This is a genomic window from Pelagibacterium nitratireducens (genome assembly GCF_037044555.1).
In the GTDB taxonomy this organism is placed as follows: Bacteria; Pseudomonadota; Alphaproteobacteria; order Rhizobiales; family Devosiaceae; genus Pelagibacterium; species Pelagibacterium nitratireducens.
The window spans coordinates 1,888,372-1,908,137 of the sequence record NZ_CP146275.1 but is presented as its reverse complement, the minus strand read 5'-3'; the positions used below and the strand labels follow the sequence as shown (position 1 = coordinate 1,908,137).

At 60.8% G+C, this 19,766-nt stretch carries 20 protein-coding genes; 11 read left to right on the top strand and 9 right to left on the bottom strand.

Translation table 11 applies throughout. The features are described 5' to 3' along the window. Positions 1–131 precede the first annotated feature (131 nt). The 6 genes from V6617_RS09395 to V6617_RS09370 all read left to right on the top strand — a co-directional run bounded on the left by V6617_RS09395 (position 132) and on the right by V6617_RS09370 (position 3,770). Complete coding sequence (locus V6617_RS09395) at positions 132–1,169, top strand: serine hydrolase (protein ID WP_338606732.1); 1,038 nt, start codon at positions 132–134, stop codon at positions 1,167–1,169. Positions 1,170–1,311: 142 nt separating this feature from the next. Next, complete coding sequence (locus V6617_RS09390) at positions 1,312–1,605, top strand: DUF2282 domain-containing protein (protein ID WP_338606731.1); 294 nt, start codon at positions 1,312–1,314, stop codon at positions 1,603–1,605. Positions 1,606–1,667: 62 nt separating this feature from the next. Next, entirely contained in the window at positions 1,668–2,534 is an 867-nt protein-coding gene (locus V6617_RS09385) for a DUF692 domain-containing protein (RefSeq protein WP_338606730.1), read from the top strand. Further along, positions 2,531–2,914, top strand: a complete 384-nt coding sequence (locus V6617_RS09380; protein WP_338606729.1) for a DNA-binding domain-containing protein — start codon at positions 2,531–2,533, stop codon at positions 2,912–2,914. Before V6617_RS09385 ends, V6617_RS09380 begins: the two co-directional genes overlap by 4 nt. Before the next feature lie 167 nt (positions 2,915–3,081). Next, positions 3,082–3,285 carry a hypothetical protein gene (locus tag V6617_RS09375; RefSeq protein ID WP_338606728.1) on the top strand — a complete coding sequence of 68 codons (204 nt, stop codon included), beginning with the start codon at positions 3,082–3,084 and terminating at the stop codon, positions 3,283–3,285. Then, positions 3,282–3,770, top strand: coding sequence for a DoxX family protein (locus V6617_RS09370; RefSeq protein ID WP_338606727.1), 489 nt, complete (start codon positions 3,282–3,284; stop codon positions 3,768–3,770). The genes V6617_RS09375 and V6617_RS09370 overlap by 4 nt, the downstream gene beginning before the upstream one ends. Before the next feature lie 41 nt (positions 3,771–3,811). Here the strand turns inward: V6617_RS09370 and V6617_RS09365 are convergent, their stop codons facing one another. Next, positions 3,812–4,735: an AraC family transcriptional regulator gene (locus V6617_RS09365; RefSeq protein ID WP_338606726.1), complete on the bottom strand. Its 924-nt coding sequence runs from the start codon at positions 4,733–4,735 to the stop codon at positions 3,812–3,814. Between the two features lie 97 nt (positions 4,736–4,832). On the opposite strand from V6617_RS09365, the gene V6617_RS09360 reads away from it, so the two are divergent. Beyond that, positions 4,833–5,579: an SDR family oxidoreductase gene (locus V6617_RS09360; RefSeq protein ID WP_338606725.1), complete on the top strand. Its 747-nt coding sequence runs from the start codon at positions 4,833–4,835 to the stop codon at positions 5,577–5,579. A gap of 271 nt (positions 5,580–5,850) precedes the next feature. Continuing rightward, positions 5,851–7,443, top strand: coding sequence for a carboxylesterase/lipase family protein (locus V6617_RS09355; protein ID WP_338606724.1), 1,593 nt, complete (start codon positions 5,851–5,853; stop codon positions 7,441–7,443). 39 nt (positions 7,444–7,482) lie between these two features. On the opposite strand, the gene V6617_RS09350 is transcribed toward V6617_RS09355, so the two are convergent. The 3 genes from V6617_RS09350 to V6617_RS09340 all read right to left on the bottom strand — a co-directional run bounded on the left by V6617_RS09350 (position 7,483) and on the right by V6617_RS09340 (position 10,429). Continuing rightward, on the bottom strand, positions 7,483–8,991 hold the full coding sequence (locus V6617_RS09350) for an ATP-binding cassette domain-containing protein (RefSeq protein WP_338606723.1): 1,509 nt from the start codon (positions 8,989–8,991) through the stop codon (positions 7,483–7,485). A 304-nt stretch (positions 8,992–9,295) separates the two neighbouring features. Then, on the bottom strand, positions 9,296–10,189 hold the full coding sequence (locus tag V6617_RS09345; RefSeq protein WP_338606722.1) for a sulfotransferase domain-containing protein: 894 nt from the start codon (positions 10,187–10,189) through the stop codon (positions 9,296–9,298). A 69-nt stretch (positions 10,190–10,258) separates the two neighbouring features. Further along, on the bottom strand, positions 10,259–10,429 hold the full coding sequence (locus V6617_RS09340) for a hypothetical protein (protein ID WP_338606721.1): 171 nt from the start codon (positions 10,427–10,429) through the stop codon (positions 10,259–10,261). A gap of 274 nt (positions 10,430–10,703) precedes the next feature. On the opposite strand from V6617_RS09340, the gene parE reads away from it, so the two are divergent. The 3 genes from parE (at position 10,704) to V6617_RS09325 (ending at position 15,777) form a co-directional block, all read left to right on the top strand. Next, entirely contained in the window at positions 10,704–12,716 is a 2,013-nt protein-coding gene (parE, locus tag V6617_RS09335) for a DNA topoisomerase IV subunit B (protein WP_338606720.1), read from the top strand. Positions 12,717–12,959: 243 nt separating this feature from the next. Further along, positions 12,960–14,390 (top strand): DEAD/DEAH box helicase, encoded by a 1,431-nt coding sequence (locus V6617_RS09330; protein WP_338606719.1) that lies wholly within the window; start codon positions 12,960–12,962, stop codon positions 14,388–14,390. Between the two features lie 322 nt (positions 14,391–14,712). Then, on the top strand, positions 14,713–15,777 hold the full coding sequence (locus V6617_RS09325) for a GGDEF domain-containing protein (RefSeq protein WP_338606718.1): 1,065 nt from the start codon (positions 14,713–14,715) through the stop codon (positions 15,775–15,777). A 6-nt stretch (positions 15,778–15,783) separates the two neighbouring features. On the opposite strand, the gene sufA is transcribed toward V6617_RS09325, so the two are convergent. From sufA to sufC, 5 genes are read right to left on the bottom strand one after another with little or no spacing between them, the layout of a single operon-like run. After that, on the bottom strand, positions 15,784–16,170 hold the full coding sequence (gene sufA, locus V6617_RS09320; protein ID WP_338606717.1) for a Fe-S cluster assembly scaffold SufA: 387 nt from the start codon (positions 16,168–16,170) through the stop codon (positions 15,784–15,786). A 2-nt stretch (positions 16,171–16,172) separates the two neighbouring features. After that, the gene (locus V6617_RS09315; RefSeq protein WP_014130696.1) at positions 16,173–16,559 is read right to left on the bottom strand and encodes an SUF system Fe-S cluster assembly protein; all 387 of its coding nucleotides are present in this window, start codon (positions 16,557–16,559) and stop codon (positions 16,173–16,175) included. Between the two features lie 12 nt (positions 16,560–16,571). Then, positions 16,572–17,789 (bottom strand): cysteine desulfurase, encoded by a 1,218-nt coding sequence (locus V6617_RS09310; protein WP_338606716.1) that lies wholly within the window; start codon positions 17,787–17,789, stop codon positions 16,572–16,574. Beyond that, positions 17,789–19,000: a Fe-S cluster assembly protein SufD gene (sufD, locus tag V6617_RS09305; RefSeq protein WP_338606715.1), complete on the bottom strand. Its 1,212-nt coding sequence runs from the start codon at positions 18,998–19,000 to the stop codon at positions 17,789–17,791. Before sufD ends, V6617_RS09310 begins: the two co-directional genes overlap by 1 nt. An 11-nt stretch (positions 19,001–19,011) precedes the next feature. Next, entirely contained in the window at positions 19,012–19,764 is a 753-nt protein-coding gene (gene sufC, locus V6617_RS09300) for a Fe-S cluster assembly ATPase SufC (RefSeq protein ID WP_338610667.1), read from the bottom strand. Between the last annotated feature and the right edge of the window lie 2 nt (positions 19,765–19,766).

The following is a 19,766-nucleotide window of genomic DNA, read 5'->3' as shown; positions in this document are numbered from 1 at the left end:
TTTCGAGTGTTGCCCCTGCCCCCACCTCCCGGTTTGTTGATCGCCATCCTGCCCGCAACGCCGCACAAAAGCCCATCTTGCCCGACACATCGCCCGAACGGATATCCACTCTTGCGCGCGGCCTTCATTCCATGACGATTTCAACCTTCCTTCGCCCCGCCCGGGTTCTGGCCGTGGCCGCTGCCATATCCTTCCCCCTCGCCGCCTGGGCACAGGAAACCACATCCCCCGACCCGCTGACCCCCGTGCTGGAGGCCGCCGGAGACCTCGAACCACTCCGCACCGTCACTGTTTCCCGCGGCGGCGAACTCATCGCCGACCGCGGCTATAACGGTTACACCTCCAGCGATCCCACCAATATCAAATCGGCCTCCAAGGTCATCGTCACCACAATGATCGGCATCGCCATCGACAAGGGCCTGCTCGACGGTCCCGACCAACCGGTCGCCGAACTGCTTGCCGATGATCTGCCTTCCGATCCCGACCCGCGCGTCGACGAGATCACCCTGAGCCACCTCATGTCCATGCAGGCCGGCCTTCAAGCCACGTCCGGCGCCAATTACGGGCGCTGGGTCGCCAGCGCCAATTGGGTGCGCACTGCCCTCGCCCAGCCTTTCGTCGCCGAACCGGGTGGCCCCATGGTCTATTCGACCGGCTCCACCCATCTGCTCTCGGCCATCCTCACCGATGTGGGCGGCGCCTCCACCCGCCAGCTCGCCCGCGAATGGCTCGGCCCCATTGACGGCTTTGCCATAACCGGCTGGCATCAGGACCCCCAGGGCATCTATCTCGGCGGCAACGAGCTTGCCATGACCCCACTCTCACTCCTGGCTTTCGGCGAAATGATCCGCAATGGCGGCGTCACGGAAGATGGCGAACGGATCGTCTCGGAAGACTGGATCGAGCAATCCAGGCAACAGCGCACCACCTCACGCTTTGGCGGACACGGATATGGCTATGGCTGGTTCTTGACCGAATTGGCCGGCCATGACGTCTCTTACGCTTGGGGCTATGGCGGCCAGATGCTCTACATCGTCCCCGATCTCGACCTGACCGTCGTCATGACCTCCGACCCCAACAGCCCGTCGGGCGGCAACGGCCATCGCGATCGCCTTCATGACCTGCTTGCCGATATCATCGGCATTTATGACGCCGGCGCGCAGGAGTAGTCGCCCCGACCACGCCGCTACCTCCCCGGGCGCGTTCACGGAACCGTGATGCCGCATGGCCGTAACCATCTTCGATGTCCCAACGAATGAGTCGTCGGGTGCCAAAAACGGCGCCTTCGATCTCCAAAGGAAGGACATTGCAATGAACCGCAACATAGCCTCAGTCGCTCTCGCCGCATCGCTGGCGACGGCTCTCGGAACCGCGGGCACTGCCCCGGCCATCGCTCAGGACGATATGGTCAAGTGCTACGGCGTCTCGCTTGCCGGTCAGAACGATTGCGCGGCCGGCCCCGGCACCACCTGCGCCGGCACCTCCACCGTCGATTATCAGGGCAACGCCTGGACACTGGTGCCCTCGGGCACATGCGAAAGCATGGAATTACCGGGCGATCGCATGGGCAGCCTCGAAGCGCTCGAACGCGACATCCCCGCCTGAGCCGCACCCATCGGAGCGCGGCACTGTCCGCGCTCCCCTCGCCAAACGACTGGGAGGCCATGATGACCCGCTACAATACGCTCCCCCTGCAAGCCGGCGTGGGCCTGAAGCCCGAGCATTACGGGGAAATTCTCGAAGGCCGTCCGCCGGTCGGCTTTTTCGAAATCCATGCCGAAAACTACATGGGAGATGGCGGCGCGCCGCATCGTTATCTGGCTGCCATCGCCCAGACCTATCCACTTTCCCTACATGGCGTCGGCCTGTCGATCGGCGGGGAGACCGATCTCGACCGCGCCCACCTTGCCCGCCTCAAGCATCTCATCGAGACCTATCGGCCCGCTTCATTTTCCGAACACCTCGCCTGGTCGACCCATGACAGCGCCTATCTCAACGATCTGCTGCCGCTTCCCTACACGGCCCGCACGCTCGATCAGGTTTGCGCTCATGTCGATGACGTCCAGCAAACGCTTGGCGTTGCCATGCTGCTCGAAAATCCATCGACCTATCTTCTGTTCGAGGAAAGCACCATCGACGAGGTCGATTTCCTCGCCGCCATCGCCGAACGGACCGGCTGCGGCCTGCTGCTCGACGTCAACAACGTCATGGTCTCATCGGTCAACCACGGCTGGGACCCCAAAGAGTATATCGATCGCTTTCCCATCGAGTTCGTCGGTGAAATCCATCTCGCCGGCTATGACGAAACGCTCGACAGCGCCGGAGCGCGTCTGCTGATCGACGCCCATGGATCGGCCGTCCGGCCCGACGTCTTCGATCTTTATGTCCATACGCTCGGCCGCACCGGCCCCATCGCCACACTTGTGGAATGGGACAATGACGTGCCCGACTTCCCCACGTTGATGAGCGAAGCCCGTATGGCCCAGGCCGCGCTCGACAAGGCTCTCCCCGGTATGCGGAGCGCGGCACAATGAGCGCGCAGACCCGCTTCGCCCAGGCGGTGCAGGATCCCGCCAGAGCCCTGCCCCAGGGCCTGACCAGCAAGGGCGGGCAGAACGACCCCCTGCGGTTCGCCGTCTATCGCAACAATGTTCACGTCAGCCTCGTGACCGCCTTGACCAAAGGGTTTCCCGTCGTGCGTGCGCTCGTCGGCGAGGAATTTTTCACCGCCATGGCCCGCGTCTTTGTCGGCCAGACCAAACCTTCATCGCCCATGCTGTTCCAATACGGCGAGAACTTCCCCGATTTCATTGCCGAATTTCCGCCGGCAGCCTCCTTCCCTACCTCTCCGATGTCGCCCGGCTCGAATGCGCATGGACCCGCGCGTACCACGCTGCGGACGATCCCGTCCTGACGGTCGATGCGCTCGCCGACCTGCAGCCGTCCGACCTCCTTCAATCCCGCCTTGCCCTGCATCCTGCTTGCGCGCTCGTCACCTCACGCTTTCCCGTCGGCTCGATATGGCACGCGCACCGGCAGACACCGCCCGCCGCGCTCGGGTCGGCCGGCCCCGAGACGGTGTTGATTGCCCGCCCCGGCCTCGACGTCGTCGTAACGGTCTTGCCCCACGAGGACGCCGAATTCGCCCGCGCCATAATGGCCGGCGCCACCGTTGGCGACGCTGCAACGGCATCGGCCAACGATGCGGATTTCGACCTCGGCTCCGCCCTTGTCGGGCTGATCTCGCTGGGCGCCTTCAAGCCTTCGAAAGGGGATAAGGCATGACACTGCGTTCGATAATCGCCAGAAGCGAAGCGCTCATCGCCAGCCTTCCCGCAACCCTGGTACTGCTGGTCTTGCGCATCGCGCTTGCCGTCCCCTTCTTTCGGTCCGGCCTGACCAAATGGGACGCGCCCTTCATGCTCGCGCCGAGCCAGGCGTTCCTGTTCGGACAGGAATTCCGGCTCCATATTCTCGGAGGCGCCTACCCCTACCCGTTCCCCACCCTTGCCGCCTATCTCGCCGCAACCGGTGAAATCGTTCTGCCCATCCTTTTGGTCCTGGGACTGGGCACGCGCTTTGCGGCCTTGGGCATTTTGCTGATGACCGCTGTGATCCAGCTCACCGTCCCCGAAGGGTGGGCGAACTTCCACCTGCCCTGGGCAGCCATGGCTCTGGCCCTCATGGCCTATGGCGCCGGTCGGCTGAGCGTCGATGGCCTGCTTGCCAACCGGACGCCGGAAATGACACCGACAGGCTCACATGGTTGAAGGGCCCGGCGGTGCTGGCCTCGACAATACCAACCGCCCGTCTATGGAGCACGAGCCCCGGAGACTGTTTGCATCGGAGCCGCATACTTGCTCGGCGCAACACCGACAAAGCGGGAAAAGGCAACGCTGAAGGCGCTGGCTGAGCCATAGCCAACGCGTCTGGCGATCTCTTTCATTCCTCCGTCCTTGCGGCGGAGCATGTCCTTGGCCAGGGCCATCCGCCAGGACAGCAAATATTCCATGGGCGCCATGCCCGTCTGCTTTTGGAATCGGTCGAAAAATACCGATCGTGACAGAATGGCTGCCGATGCCAACTCCTCGATCGTCCACGCCTTGGCCGGGTTCTCGTGCATCTGCCGAATTGCCGGACCGAGATGCGGATCGGCAAGGCCCCGCAGCAGACCCGGCGTTTCCAGCCCGGCCGCATCTGATCGTAACGCCTCGATCAACAGCAGCTGCAATTGCCTTTCGAGCACGATTTCCTTTGCGGGCCTGTCAGCTTGGGCTTCCTCGCGGATCATTTGCACAAGGGCGGTCAAGCGCGCCTGCCCCCGCACATGCAGCATGCTCGGCAGGAGCGCGAAAACCAGGGATGTATCGGGAGACCCGAAGTCCAGCCGCCCGATCAAAACCCGCATATTGGGCACGCCGACCGGATCGCCATGACGCGTTTCGTCCCCGAGCTTGGTAACCCGAAGCGGGTCGTCGCCGTCATCGGGGCTCTCGACACTGCTCGACATGGTGAACCGATAAGCAGCTGGAATGAGCACAAAGTCATTCTCCTCAAGTTCGGCGTCCGGCTGCCCATTGATCGCCAGCCGTGCCGATCCTTCCAGTATGACTGCAAAGAACGGTCCTCCGTCGCCCGCCCCGTCCACACGCCAATTGCCCGATCCACTCGCTGCCTTGGAGAAGGGCAAGCTCGGTTGAAGCATGCTGACGATTTCGGCAAGGGGATCGATCAATCGGACGCTCACTAATGCATTTAGGATCCGCCATTATAGTACGTCCCAAACTCGCGGTCCACATAAGTGGCACGAAAACACCGTGAAAGGATCTCCCATGAAAACCGTGCTCATTACCGGCTCCTCGTCCGGCTTCGGTCTGGACACCGCCAGATATTTTCTCGACCGTGGCTGGAAGGTTATAGCGACCATGCGCTCGCCTCAGAGCAACCTTCTCCCCGAGTCGGACCAACTGGTGGTGCTGCCACTCGACGTCACCAGTGACGAGAGCGTTCGCGCTGCCGTCGAAGCGGCGGGGCCAATCGACGTGCTTGTCAACAATGCGGGGATCGGCTGGCTCAATGCCCTTGAAGGCACGCCGATCGATGTTACCCGGTCCCTGTTCGAAACGAATACGTTTGGGACAATGCGCATGATCGACGCCGTCTTGCCCCAGTTTCGGGAAAGAAAAGCTGGACTGATCATCAACGTGACCTCCAGCGTCACGATGAAGCCGCTGCCGCTGCTCTCGGCCTATACTGCCAGCAAGGCCGCCGTTAACGCCTTCACGGAGTCTCTGGCGCTGGAACTGGCTCCCTTTGGAATTGGGGTCAAGATCGTGCTGCCCGGCTCCGCACCCGGCACCAGCTTTGGCAGCACCGCCCTTTCGCGACTGCAGGAAAACGGTGGGTTCCCGGAGGCCTATGCCGATTTCGCCAACGGCATAATCGGGGCCATGCGGACCTCGACCGATCCCAGAACATTGTCTTCAGATGTTGCTGAGGCCATCTGGTACGCGGCAAATGACTCCTCGGCCCCGATGCGCATTCCGGCAGGCGCCGACGCAATTGCGCTGGAAGGCTAGATCAAGACCCGGCCGCTCCACCAAGTCCGATGCAGCCCGCCTCGGTCTGCATCGGACGCGGCACGATCTGCGACCGGCACGGCCCACGATGGAAAACGGTTCGCTTCCTTGTTTGCCGAAATCGTCATGCCAACCGCGATGGATGGCCGAAAAATATAGGCCATAAGACTTTTCATATGATATTTCTTCTTTACCCGGATGGACTCCGCCGCTTCTCGTGCTAACTTTCGAATGTACGTACCATTTCGTACATATGATGAGGAGGATATCCATGTTTCGGTTGAGTAAGATCGCTGCGACCGCGCTGGCGGCGACAATCGTGTTGGCCACCGGTGCCCAGGCCCAGATCGTCAAGACCCCGATCCCGGGCGACCCGGTGGAAACCGGTTCTGGTCAGATAGCAGGCAAGATGCTGGATTCAGGTGTTAAAGCCTATTTCGGCGTGCCCTTTGCAGCACCGCCCCTGCGCGAACTGCGCTGGCAGCCGCCGCAGCCGCATGCGGAATGGGAGGGCGTCTATAATGCCGACCGCTTCGCCCCCGAATGCATGCAGACCTTGCGCAACAGCGACATCAACCACTATTTCGGCGAAGAATCCCTTTCCGAAGACTGTCTTTATCTCAACATATGGGCGCCCGAAGACGCCGAGCCGGGCGACGACCTGCCGGTCGTCGTCTGGATTTACGGTGGTGGCTTCACCGTCGGTTCAACCAACATGGCCAATTATTCCGGCGAACAGCTCGCCCAGCGCGGCGTCGTCTATGTCGCCCTGTCCTACCGCCTTGGCGCCATGGGCTTTATGGCCCACCCCGAGCTCGCCGCTGAAAGCGAAACCGGAACGTCCGGCAATTACGGCCTGATGGATCAGGCTTTCGGTCTGCAATGGATTCAGGACAACATCGAAGCCTTTGGCGGCGATGCCGGCAACGTCACCATCGTCGGCCAGTCCGCCGGTTCCATGTCGCTGAGTGCCCTTCAGGTCAGCCCACTGGCCAATGGCCTGTTCCACAAGATCTTCGGCATGTCCGGCAGCATCGTCAACAGCTTTTCGTCTCCCTATGAGCAGGTCGAAGCGGCCGGCGTTCGAGCCCAGGAACAACTTGAGGCCACTGACATAAACGAGATGCGCGCTGTTTCCGCCGACAAATTTCTCGACCTCGATGGCGTCCGCTTCGGCATCGCCATCGATGGCCACGTTCTGCCCGAGCCGGCATGGACGGCTTTCCAGAACGGCAATTTCACCGACGTGCCCCTGGTCATCGGCTACACCAAGGATGAAACCTTCAACGGACTTGCAGGTGCTCAAGACGCCGACGAGCTGCGCACCAGAGCCCAAGACATGTTCGGCGATGACGCCGAGGAAATCCTGGCCTTCTACGATCTGGAGGCCGGGGATTTCCGCCGTACCGCGGTCGATATCTCACGCGACACATCCATGGCGAGCGCCGTTCGCGATTGGGCCATCGCCCAGACCACGCACGGCGACAGCCCGGTCTATGCCTATATCTTCAGCCGCACACAGCCCTATGCCGAAGGGGTGACCTTCGCGGATCACGACCCAGCAACGGTCGGCGCTTATCACACCGTCGAGGTGCCTTATTTCCTCGACACACTCGATAGCCTCAACATGTTCCGGCAAACTCGGACATGGACCGATGCCGATCTGCAATTGCGTGACCGCTCGGCTGGCGCCCTCGTCGCCTTCGCCCAGTCCGGCGATCCCAACGTGGATGGCCTCGATTGGCCCGTCTATGCTCCCGATAACGAGCGCCTTGTCGAATTCGATATCGATACCGTCGACACAATCGAATGGCCCAACCACCAAGCCATGCAGATCGTCCACGAGCAGCGCATAAGCCAGTAGCCTGGTCCGGCCCCGCATTTTCGTGCGGGGCCGATTGTTTCAAGCCCCCATCGCGGCAAAGAACCCTTCGGGGTCATCTGCCTCGATGAGCCTTCCCCTTTCGACCACCACAAACCGATTGGAAACGTCCCGCACAAAGGCGCGGTCGTGCGACACCAGCACGCAACTGGCGTCGTGCTCGATGATCTCGGCAGCCAGCGCTTCCTGTCCGGCGATATCGATGTGGTTGGTCGGTTCGTCCAGCAGGTAGAAATTGGGCTCCATCAGGCGCAGCGCCAGCAACCCGAGCCTTGCCCTTTGGCCGTGAGACAGACGCGCACCGGAGGTCCGATGAGCGTCAGGGTCAATTCCGGCCGCCGCAAGCAGGCTCCGCGTCCGCTGATCGCCCTGCCCGAGCGCCGATATGAAATCGAACGGGCTGAGTTTTTCCGGAACGAAATCGAGCGCCTGATCCATGTATCCGACCACAAGGCTTGGCGTCGCCTTGATCCCATCGATGCTCTCTCCACCCATAAGGACGCGCCGCAACAGCCTGACGAGACTGGTTTTTCCCGTTCCGTTACGTCCCAGAAGGACGATTCTATCGCCTTGAAAGATATGCAGTTTCGGGATCGAGAACAGCTTGCGTCCATCGGGCGCCGCCACAGTCAGTTCTTCGATGGACACAAGCACTTTGGCATGCGTTCCACGATTGGACAGCCGGATATCCCCGCTGCGCTCCTTGTGCAGGACCTTGGCCCGCGCCTCGATTTTATCGGCCCGCTCGCGAAGCTGCTTTTGCTTTTTCTGCAGGAGGTCGCTGCCCGAATTGATGCCGATGTTTTTCAGCTTCGCCGATTGCTGGCGTAACTGGCTCGCTTCTTTCAGGTCGCGCTCGCGCTTGGTCGCCTCGCTCGCGTCCTCCTGAGCGAGAGCCTCGCGTGCCCGGCTATAGGGCAAGGGAAAATACCTCGAGACCTCGGGCCGCAAAAACAGCGTGCGGTTGGTTACCGCGTCGAGAAAACTCCGATCGTGGCTCGCCATGATGACCGGCACATCACCGATTCCCATAAGCCACTGTTCCAGAAGAGCAATTTTCTCAAGATCGAGATGGTTGGTCGGCTCGTCGAGCACCAGAATATCGGGATCGGACACCCAGGCCCGCATCAGCAACATCAGCCGCTGCCAGCCCCCGCTCAGCGCCCGCACCTCCAAATTACGGATGCCCTCGGGTGTGGAAAGCGTATCGAGCACCACATCGACCCGCCAGCTTTCACTCTCCAGCGTCTCCGCATCGAGCCCCGTGGCAACAGCATCGAACAGGCTCAAATCAAACAGCTTTTCGGGCACGACCTGCGGCACCATCCCGACCCGCGCACCGCGCGAGAGCGTGATGCCACCACGGGTAAGTTCATTCTCGCCGACAAGGCATTTGAGCAGCGTGGTCTTGCCAGCGCCGTTGCCGGCCACGATTCCGACCCGGTCACCGGATCCAATCGTGAGCGTCAAATCGTTGAAAAGATTGGTTTTCGCCGTATAACCGGCTGATTTAAGGGCAATCGTCGTCATCTCAGTCTCGAATATCCGCGATGGCCAAAGCCACCCAGTTCTGCCAGACCGCATGGCATCATGCGGTCGCGATCAGGGCAGACCCGTACGGAATTCGAATGCGAAATGTCCGGTGACGGTCAGCCCTGCAACATGTGCTGCAGGGCGCAAACAGGGCCACGCTGACGATGGTGACGCCAGATATCGATCACGCAGCCCTCCTTTCATTTCCCAGAGCGTGTCCAGCAAAAGTGAAAACGATTTTGCGGTTCGGACACGCGACGACAGTGAAACTATGCACCACCCCAAAGGGCTTGCGCAAGGCTCAGTTCGCCGTGCGCGGGGCGTATTTTTCCGCCAGCATCATCGCCGCCTTGCGGTCGATGTCGGCATATTGCAACACGCTGTCGGTCAGATATCCCTGGGCGTCCATCTGCACCCCATGCGCCTCGATGATCGCACGGGCGTGGATAGGCTTGAGCGTTTCGCGATAGTCACGCGGTACCCCGTTCTTGCCGCTCGCCTTATGTGTTTCAGCAAGCAGGCCGGCGGCAGTTTCGAGGCTCTTGTCGGTCACCGGAATCTTCATGTGCGCGGCCAGCGCCTTGAGTTCCTTGATCGGGTTCGAGCGCAGATTTTCAAATCGGATGGCATGAACCTCGGGCTGTCGTTTGCCGATCCAACTCGCCACATTCTGGCTCCAGGAGCCCTGCGGCTCGGAAACGCGAGTCGCCCCGCCCCGCACCCGGCGGTCCACGGTCATCATCGCCTCGATCACCCGCATGGGCTGCATCCCGCTCACCTCAACCAGAGCGGCGGCGACGTCGAGCGGCGAGCGCACGATGTAGGTCCCGCCGATCGAAACCTTGGTGTTGAAGGTCGGATGCCCGAAAAACGTGCCGCGCACAGCGTGCGTGCGCACAACCGGCAGACCGCGCGTGTCGCGTGAAAGCAGCTCGTGCACCTGCGGTCGCGCCGCCGCCACTTCCTCCTCGGCAAGGCTGCTGGCCTCCTTGCCGGTGACTTCCTTGTAGAAGCGGCCATGGGAATCGAGCGGTATGATGTTGTCGATATTGCGCATATCGATCCGCTTTGGCGGATTGGGCTGACCCAGCGCGATCATCAGGAAAATCGCCGAGCGCACCCAATTGCCGCCCGAACGCGGGTACGAAGCGACAAAATAGAGCGGACGGATGGGCTTGGCCTGCTGGTCGGACACTGCGGACTCCTGGGATCAGTCCGCACTAGTTAGCTGTCGCGCGAGACTCACGCAACCGCGCCGCGCGCGTCAGGCCAGAAAAAACACCGCCACCAGTCCCGGCAACAGGACGGCTCTGGGAAGTGAAAGGTGGGCAAGCCGGTACGCAGAACTCTTCAATCCGGCCTGCAGCCACCAGAACACTTCGTGCCCTGACCCAGACGCCTGATACGCAGCGCCGCGGGCAATTCGTGCACGCATACGGCAACTCCAAACACATGAACCGTATGGAGATTTTTTACCGCAATGGGCTTAAAAAAGTGCTGATGAGACGCAAACCGAACGTAAACCGGGCCATGATTTTACGCCCCACAAGTGTCCCAGGATGAGAATCCGGCACTTGGCAGACGTTGCGGCGGTGCAAGCGCAATCCTGTTGAAACACCTTGGAAACTGTGGTGTTTCCGCTCATACAAGCCGCCATATGATAGACCGGATTATCATCTGATTCGTCCGGCAAGATTTTTTTGAGGCCCATGACCGACGACAACGATCTTTTTGGCGTCACGCCCCCCCAACCCGCCGCCGAGCCCAAGCGCCCCGCTGCAGCGCGCGACCCGGCGCCGTCTGGCTCCTACACGGCCGCCGATATCGAGGTGCTCGAAGGTCTCGAGCCGGTGCGCCGCCGGCCTGGCATGTATGTGGGCGGAACCGACGCCAACGCGCTCCACCATCTGTTCGCCGAAGTGATCGACAACTCGATGGACGAGGCGATCGGTGGTCACGCCAACCGTATCGAGGTTCACCTGGGCGAGGATGGCTATGTCAGCGTGACCGACAATGGCCGCGGCATCCCTGTCGACGCTCACCCCAAGCGCCCGCACCTTTCAGCGCTTGAAGTCATCATGACCACGCTTCACGCGGGCGGCAAATTCGATTCCAAGGCCTATGAAACCTCCGGCGGGTTGCATGGCGTCGGCGTATCGGTCGTCAACGCGCTGACCGACGATCTCATCGTCGAAGTCGCGCTCGACCAGACTCTCTATCGGCAGACCTATTCGCGGGGCAAGCCGACCTCGCAACTGGAAAACATGGGCCGCGTCAACAACCGCCGCGGAACCACGATCCGCTTTCATCCCGATGCCCAGATCTTTGGCAATTCGGCCCGCTTCAGCCCCGACCGCATCTTCCGCATGACGCGCGCCAAGGCTTACCTTTTCGGTGGCGTCGAAATCCGCTGGTCCTGCGACGAAACGCTGGCCACCGATGAGGTCCCGGCCAAGGCCGTATTCCATTTTCCCGGTGGCCTTCGCGATTTCATCGAACGCCGCATCGAAGGCAGAACGCGCATTCTCGACGACATATTTTCCGGCAAGATAGGAAAGCCCGGCGGTCACGGATCGGTCGAATGGGCGATCTCCTGGTATCTTGGCGACACGTTTACATCCTCGTATTGCAACACTGTGCCCACTCCGGATGGCGGTACCCATGAAGCGGGCTTGCGCACCGCCCTGCTCCGCGGCCTGAAAAACTATGCCGACATGGTCGGCAACAAGCGCGCCTCGGTCATCACGTCCGAAGACGTTCTGGGCCATTGCGGCTCCATGCTTTCCGTTTTTATCCGTGAGCCCGAATTTGTCGGTCAGACCAAGGACAAGCTCGCTTCGGGTGAAGCCACGCGTATCGTTGACAACGCCATTCGCGACGCCTTCGACCACTGGCTGACCGCGTCGCCGAACCAGGCCAACAAATTGCTCGAATGGACCATCGAGCGGGCCGAGGACCGCCTGCGCCGCCGCAAGGAAAAGGAAATCGACCGCAAATCGGCGACCCGCAAACTGCGCCTGCCCGGAAAACTCGCCGATTGCACCCAGTCGGCAGCCCAGGGCGCCGAGTTGTTCATCGTCGAAGGCGACAGTGCCGGCGGCAGTGCCAAGCAGGCGCGCGACCGTGCCAGTCAGGCCATCCTGCCCCTGCGCGGCAAGGTGCTCAACGTCGCCGGCGCCAGCCGCGACAAGCTCGCCGCCAACCAGCAGATTGCCGATCTCATTCAGGCTTTGGGCTGCGGCACGCGCGACAGATATCGCGAAGACGATCTGCGCTACGACAAGATCATCATCATGACCGACGCGGACGTGGACGGCGCCCACATCGCCTCATTGCTGATGACCTTCTTTTATCAGGAACTCCCCGCCCTGATCGAAGGCGGCCATCTCTATCTGGCTCTGCCTCCGCTCTATCGCCTGTCGCAAGGTGCCAAGACCGCCTATGCCATGGACGATGCCCATCGGCTCAGGCTGATGGAAGACGAGTTCACCGGACGCGGTAAAGTTGAGGTCACGCGCTTCAAAGGGCTTGGCGAAATGCCCCATGCCCACTTGAAGGAAACGACCATGAACCCCAAATCAAGGACATTGCTTCAGGTGCGCGTCGTTTCCGATCGCGCCCAAACCAGCGATACCGTCGACAGGCTGATGGGAAACAAGCCCGAGTCCCGCTTCGAATTCATTTCGGAAAAAGCGGCGTTTGTGACCGATGTCGACGTTTGATGGCTTACAATAGCACCACTGTTAATATTGATGGCCAAATCAAGATTGACTTGAACCCAAGGTAGTTTATGGTCCCGCTCGTCAGAGGCCATACCCGTTCGCTTGCACGCTCCGCGTGCAGGTTTGAGCCAAGTGTGGATGAAAGTGTACCGATTTCCGCTGGCGACACGTCGAGAAAGAACGAACCGGCAGTCCGCCTCACTTCTTCTTTATTCTCTGACCCGAACATGATGGACACCCGATTTGACTGTTGAATTCTCCGAGCTCGGCTTGGGCGACAAGGTCACCGAAGCGGTCGCCGCAGCCGGCTATACCAAGCCAACCGATATCCAGGCCCAGGCCATTCCCCATGTCCTTGAAAAAAGGGATCTGATCGGGATCGCACAGACCGGAACCGGCAAAACGGCTTCTTTCGTGCTGCCGATGCTCTCCCTGCTCGAAAAAGGCCGGGCCCGTGCCCGCATGCCGCGCACCCTCATTCTCGAACCCACGCGCGAACTCGCGGCGCAGGTTCACGAGAACTTCGAAAAATACGGCAAGAATCACCGCTTGACCGTCGCGCTGCTGATCGGCGGCGTCTCCTTTGAAGACCAGAACAAGAAGCTCGACCGCGGCGCCGATGTCCTGATCGCCACGCCCGGCCGTATGCTCGACCATTTCGAGCGCGGACGCCTGTTGCTCACCGGCGTCGACATTCTCGTCATCGACGAGGCCGACCGCATGCTCGACATGGGGTTCATCCCCGACATCGAACGCATCTGCTCGCTGCTTCCGGCACGCCGCCAGACCCTTTTCTTTTCGGCCACCATGCCGCCCGAGATACAGAAACTGACCCAGCGCTTCCTGCGCGATCCGGTCAAGGTTGAAGTGGCGCGCCAGAATTCGACCGCCGATACCATCGAGCAGCTTCTGCTCAAGGTTGGCAGGACGCCGGCGGAAAAGCGGGCAGCGCTTCGTGACCAGATCCGTGCGGCCAAGGATCTCAAGAATGCCATCGTCTTCTGCAACCGCAAGCGCGACGTCGCGACGGTCGCGCGTTCGCTCGAGCGTCATGGCTTTGATGCCGGCGCGCTGCACGGCGACATGGATCAGAAATCACGCACGGAAACGCTCGACCGCTTCCGCGCCGGCTCGCTCGCGATCCTTGTCGCCTCTGACGTTGCCGCCCGTGGTCTCGATATCCCCGCAGTGAGTCATGTCTTCAATTTCGACGTGCCCACCCATGCCGAGGATTATGTGCATCGCATCGGCCGGACCGGCCGCGCCGGACGCTCCGGCACCGCCATTACCTTGATTGGGCCGGGCGAAACCAAATATGTCGACGCCATAACCAAGCTGATCCAGCGCGATATCGCCTGGGCCGATGCACCCACCTCTCCATCTGCGCCCACGCCTGACGCCTCACAAGGCGACGAAGCACCGGCCAGTGGCCGCAAACGCGGCCGTCGGACGCGCGGCAAGGAGGAAAAACCTGCAGCCGAAAAGCAGCAGACCAAGCAGGCCGAGCAGGCGCCGCGTCAGAAGCGTGAGCCGTCGCCACGGCAGGACCGGGAGCAGGCTCCACGTCAGCAGCGCGAACAGCCACGACGCGCCAACAATGACGACGCGCCGGCGAGCTTCAAGTCCGAAGGCCATATCCCCGCCTTCCTCCTGCGCCCGACCGGCAGAGCCTGACCGCAATGTTGCCGGGTGTGGCCCTTCGCCCCGTTGGGCCCACACATCTGTTGACATCTCGGCCCGCTGGCCGCGGCTGTAATTTTTCATCTGGACAGGCGCACCCTGACACTCTAGCTAATCAACGGTTCCATGCCGGGGGGTTCTGGAAGCGTTTGGCACTCCATGTTGATGGTGTCGCACGCAACCTGCACTGCAATCTGAAGTCTCAATCCGCTTATCGACGGCGCTCGGACGCGGTTAAGGAGTTGGACCTGGTTTAAGGCAGCCTTAAGCCCTGCCGGACTATGATTCGATCAGAACAGGTGATGGTTGACGCAACGTGACAAACCTGGACTTTGACCGCGCATCAGGATTTGCCAACGCAGCGCTTGCCTTGCTCAAGCGCGCGCAGATTCCGCCGTTTCCGGTTTATTACGAGCTGTTCTACACCTACGCGACCGGCTCAAACACCGAACTCAACACCCAGATCAATGCAATTCTGACCCGGTCGGGCACCATCACCATCGATGAGGCCTCGAACCTGTGCGAGAAATTCCTCAAGGTCTCCGACATGGACGAAAAGCTGCGCGCCATGTCGCAGGTCATGAGCCGCAAGATCACCGACGTGAATCAGGCGATCGATATCGCCATGGTCAGCGCCAATTCCTATTCGGGGTCACTCCAGCAGGCATCTGGCGATCTGGCGGTCGGCGGCATCGATGAAGATGCGCTGAAAATGCTGTCCTCGCGCCTGCTCAAGGAAACGCGCCGGATGCAGGACATGAACCGGCGTCTCGAAGCCGAACTCGAAAACTCCAAGGACGACATTTCCGTGCTCCAGCGCGATCTCGATGAGGTCCGCAAGGAGTCCATGCTCGACCCCCTGACCAAGATTCCGAACCGCAAATGCTTCGATGAGCAATTTTCCGCCGAGCTGGAGCGAACCCATGCCCAGAACGCAACGCTCTCGCTGCTTCTGTTCGATATCGACAGCTTCAAGGCGTTCAACGATACCTATGGACACCTGACCGGCGATCAGGTGCTGCGACTGGTGGCGCAGGTACTCAAGGCCAATCTCAAGGGACGCGACATGCCGGCTCGCTTCGGCGGCGAAGAGTTTGCTGCAATTCTTCCTGAGACCGAGTTGGACGGTGCCCTCACCGTCGCCGAAAACATCCGTCGCTCAGTACAGGCCAAAGAACTTCTCAAGCGCTCGACCAATGAAAAGCTTGGGCGCATTACCCTGTCGGTCGGTGTCGCGCAGTGGCGTCCCGGCGACACCGCCGCCGCTTTCATCGAACGTGCCGACAAGTGCCTGTACGCCGCCAAGAATGCCGGACGAAATCGTGTGATGTCCGAAAAAGACCTGCCTGATCGCCCGATATCATCGACCGACGTGGCATAATCGCCGTCAGGCCGTCGCTTCGGCTCGTGCCCGGGCGATGTCGGCGAGATCGGCGGGCTTGAGCTGCACGCTCTCCCCACACCCACAAGCGCCTTCCTGATTGGGGTTGTTGAAGGTAAAGCCCGATGTCATTCGGGTTTCCTCGAAATCCATCACCGTGCCGAGCAGGAACAGGGTCGCCTTGGGCTCGATCCAAACCTCGACGCCCTTGTCGCTGATGTGATCGTCGCCCTCCACGGCCTCCTCGACATAATCGAGCGTATAGGCCATGCCGGCACAACCGGCGTTCTTCACCCCGACGCGCACGCCGCTCACGGGCTTGTCGCTGTCTTCGATGATTTCCCTGATGCGCTCGGCAGCGGCATCGGTGAGTTCCATGATCGCAAAAGCCATTCTTACCACCAGTTGAGCGCGACTTGCGCTTCTTCGCTCATCCGGTCCGGCCCCCAGGGCGGATCGAACACCATTTTCACTTCGACGTCCTGAATACCTTCCACCGAACGGGCGGCATTTTCCACCCATCCCGGCATTTCACCGGCCACGGGACAGCCTGGAGCTGTCAATGTCATATCGATGGTCAGGTTCCGGTCATCGTCGAGATCGACCTTGTAGATCAGGCCCAATTCATAGATGTCGACCGGGATTTCAGGGTCATAGACCGTCTTGAGTGCCGCAATGAGGTCCGCCGTGATGCGTTCCACATCCTCGGCCGGCAGCGCATTGCCACCCTCCACAAAGCTCTTGGCTTCGGCTTCGGTCTTTTCCGGTGCAGTATCAGTCATGACGGTCCAATATCAAAAGAAGGATTGCGCCTTTTCGACAGCCTCGACGAGCGCATCCACATCGTCCTTGCCATTATATAGGGCAAACGAGGCCCGACATGTAGAGGTAACGCCAAATCTTTGTAAGAGAGGCATGGCGCAATGGGTCCCGGCCCGCACGGCAACGCCATAGCGGTCGAGAATTGTCGAAACATCGTGCGCATGGGCGTTTTCGAGCATGAAGGAGAATATCCCACCCTTGCCCGCAGCTGTCCCGATCATGCGCAAGGAATTGATCCGGGAAAGTTGCTCGCCGGCATAAGCGGCAACCTCATGCTCATGGGCCGCAATCGCATCACGCCCCAAAGCCTCGACATAATCGATGGCCGCACCCAGCCCGATGGCCTGCACGATCGGTGGCGTGCCGGCCTCGAAACGGTGCGGCGGCGCGTTGTAGGTCACGGCATCCACCGAAACCTCTTCGATCATTTCCCCGCCGCCGAGGAACGGCTGCATCTCGGCCAGCAGATCATACTTGCCGTAAAGCACGCCCACCCCAGTCGGCCCGTAAAGCTTGTGCCCGGTAAAGACATAGAAATCGGCCCCGATCTCCTGCACGTCCACCCTGGTATGAACAGCCGCCTGGCTGCCGTCGATCAGCACCGGGATACCGCGTGCATGCGCGATCTCGACGATCTGCTTGGCCGGATTGATCGTGCCCAGCACGTTCGACATATGCGTGATGGCAACGATCCTGGTGCGATCGGTCAGCGTTGCGGCGAAAGCATCGAGATCGAAACTGCCGTCATCGGCCACATCCACCCATTTGATCACCGCGCCCTTGCGTTCCCGATGGAAATGCCACGGCACGATGTTGGAGTGGTGTTCGGCGATCGAAATGACAATCTCGTCGCCCTCCCCGATCCGCGGACCGGCAAAGGAAGAAGCGACAAGGTTGATCGCCTCTGTCGTTGAACGCGTAAAAACGATCTCCTCGACCCGCCCGGCATTCAGGAACGCGCGAACCTTTTCGCGCGCACCTTCGAAGGCCTCGGTCGCCCGGTTGGCCAGAGTATGCAGCCCCCGGTGCACATTGGCGTACTCATGCCGATAGGCATGATCCATCCGCTCGAGCACCTGCACCGGCTTTTGCGCCGAAGCACCCGAGTCGAGATAGACCAATCGCTTGCCGTGGATTTCCTCATCGAGAATGGGAAAATCGGCGCGTGCTGCCGCGAGATCGAAAGCCATCAGGCGTCCTTCTTGAGCCAGCGCTCGACGATCCCCGAAAGCGCTTCGGAGATATACTCGTCCTCGACCGCTGAGGTGATTTCTTCAAGAAAGGCGCGGATGAGCATGGTTTCGGCATCGGCACGCGAAATGCCGCGGCTCATCAGATAAAACATCCAGGTCTCGTCCAGATCCCCGCATGTCGCGCCGTGGCCACAGACCACATCGTCGGCAAAGATTTCAAGCTCGGGCTTGGAGAGAATTTCCGCCTCATCCGAGAGCATTAGCCCCTGCGTCATCATCTTGGCATCGGTTTTCTGGGCATCGACAGCGACATTGATCTTGCCCTGGAAAACCGCCTTGCCGCGGCCGCGCGCAATCTGCTTGTAGAGCTCGGCCGAGGTTGTGTTCGGCACGCCATGGGTAATGTCGATGGTAATGTCGCGAAGCTCGTCGGTGTCGACCACGTTGAGGCCGAAGAAATCGCCATGAGTGGTCTCGCCGACGAAATCGGCGAACACATTGACCCGCGCCAGATGGGCGCCTGCATTGATGACCACCGATTTGAGGTTGGCTTCCGCCCCGATCCGATACTCGACAGTTGCGAAATGGGTCGCCTGCCGCGCTGAAACGTCCACGAGAATATGGGTCACCTCGGCGCCGTCGCCGACCGAGATATAGCTGCCCGCATTACCCATATGCGCCGCATCGCTGCCCGAAACCGTTTCGATAACCGTCGCCTTTGCACCTGGCGCAATGGCAATCTTGGCGCCGGACTGAACGTGGGCGGCAGGCCCTTCCATCCGGCGATCGATATGGATCACCGGATCGACCGATCCGGCAAGTTCGAGGCTGAGCGATTCCGCGACCAGCGCAGCGTTGAGGCGCACAATTACGTCGTCGCGCGTCGTCAGGACCGATCCGGCAGCCTTGCCCACGATCACCCCGGCGGGCGCCGTCGATGTCGATTGCACGACGCCATTGGCGATCACGATCCGATAGGCACCGGGAATGTCGATGGCCGGCGCACTAAAATCGTTTGCCACCTCGGCCAGAGGCGGGACCGCGCTCAGAAGCGTCTTGAGATCGGTATAGTGATAGCTCTCGACCCGACGCGTCGGCAGGCCGATCACCCGCAAGCGCTCGGCTGCATCCTTGGCGCCGACGCTTTCGAGCTGGGCGACGAGGCTTTCCTCGGCGCCACTGAGCCGGACAGGCGTTTGTATGTTCACAGCGTTACCTCTCAGGCGGCGTTGGATTCGTCGAAGTCGGCATAGCCCTTGGCTTCGAGTTCGAGCGCCAGCGATTTGTCGCCGGTTTCCACAACACGCCCTGCCGAAAACACATGCACGACGTCAGGCACGATGTAGTTCAAAAGGCGCTGATAGTGCGTGATGACCAGCATCGAGCGCTCGGGATCGCGCAGCTTGTTGACACCCTCGGACACAACCTTGAGCGCATCGATGTCCAGTCCGGAATCGGTCTCATCGAGAATGCAGAGTTTGGGGGCCAGAAGCGCCATCTGCAGGATCTCCGCGCGCTTTTTCTCACCGCCCGAGAACCCCACATTGAGCGGGCGCTTGAGCATGTCCTGCTTGATTTCCAGCAGCCCGGCGGCATCCTTGACGGCACGCATGAAATCGGGCGTCGAAAGCTCGCCCTCCCCGCGCGCCTTGCGCTGGGCATTCATGGCCGCCTTGAGAAAGGTCATCGTCGCCACGCCCGGAATTTCGATCGGGTACTGGAAGGCCAAAAACACACCTGCGGCGGCGCGTTCATCGGCTTCCATCTCCAGAAGATTTTCGCCATCGAGCAGGATTTCCCCCTCGGTGACTTCATAGTCTTCCTTGCCGGCCAGCACATAGGACAGCGTGGACTTGCCCGAACCGTTCCGGCCCATGATCGCGTGAACTTCACCGCGATTGAGGGTCAGGTTCACACCTTTGAGGATTTCGTTGTCCTCGACGCGAACATGCAGGTTCTTGATCTCAAGCAACG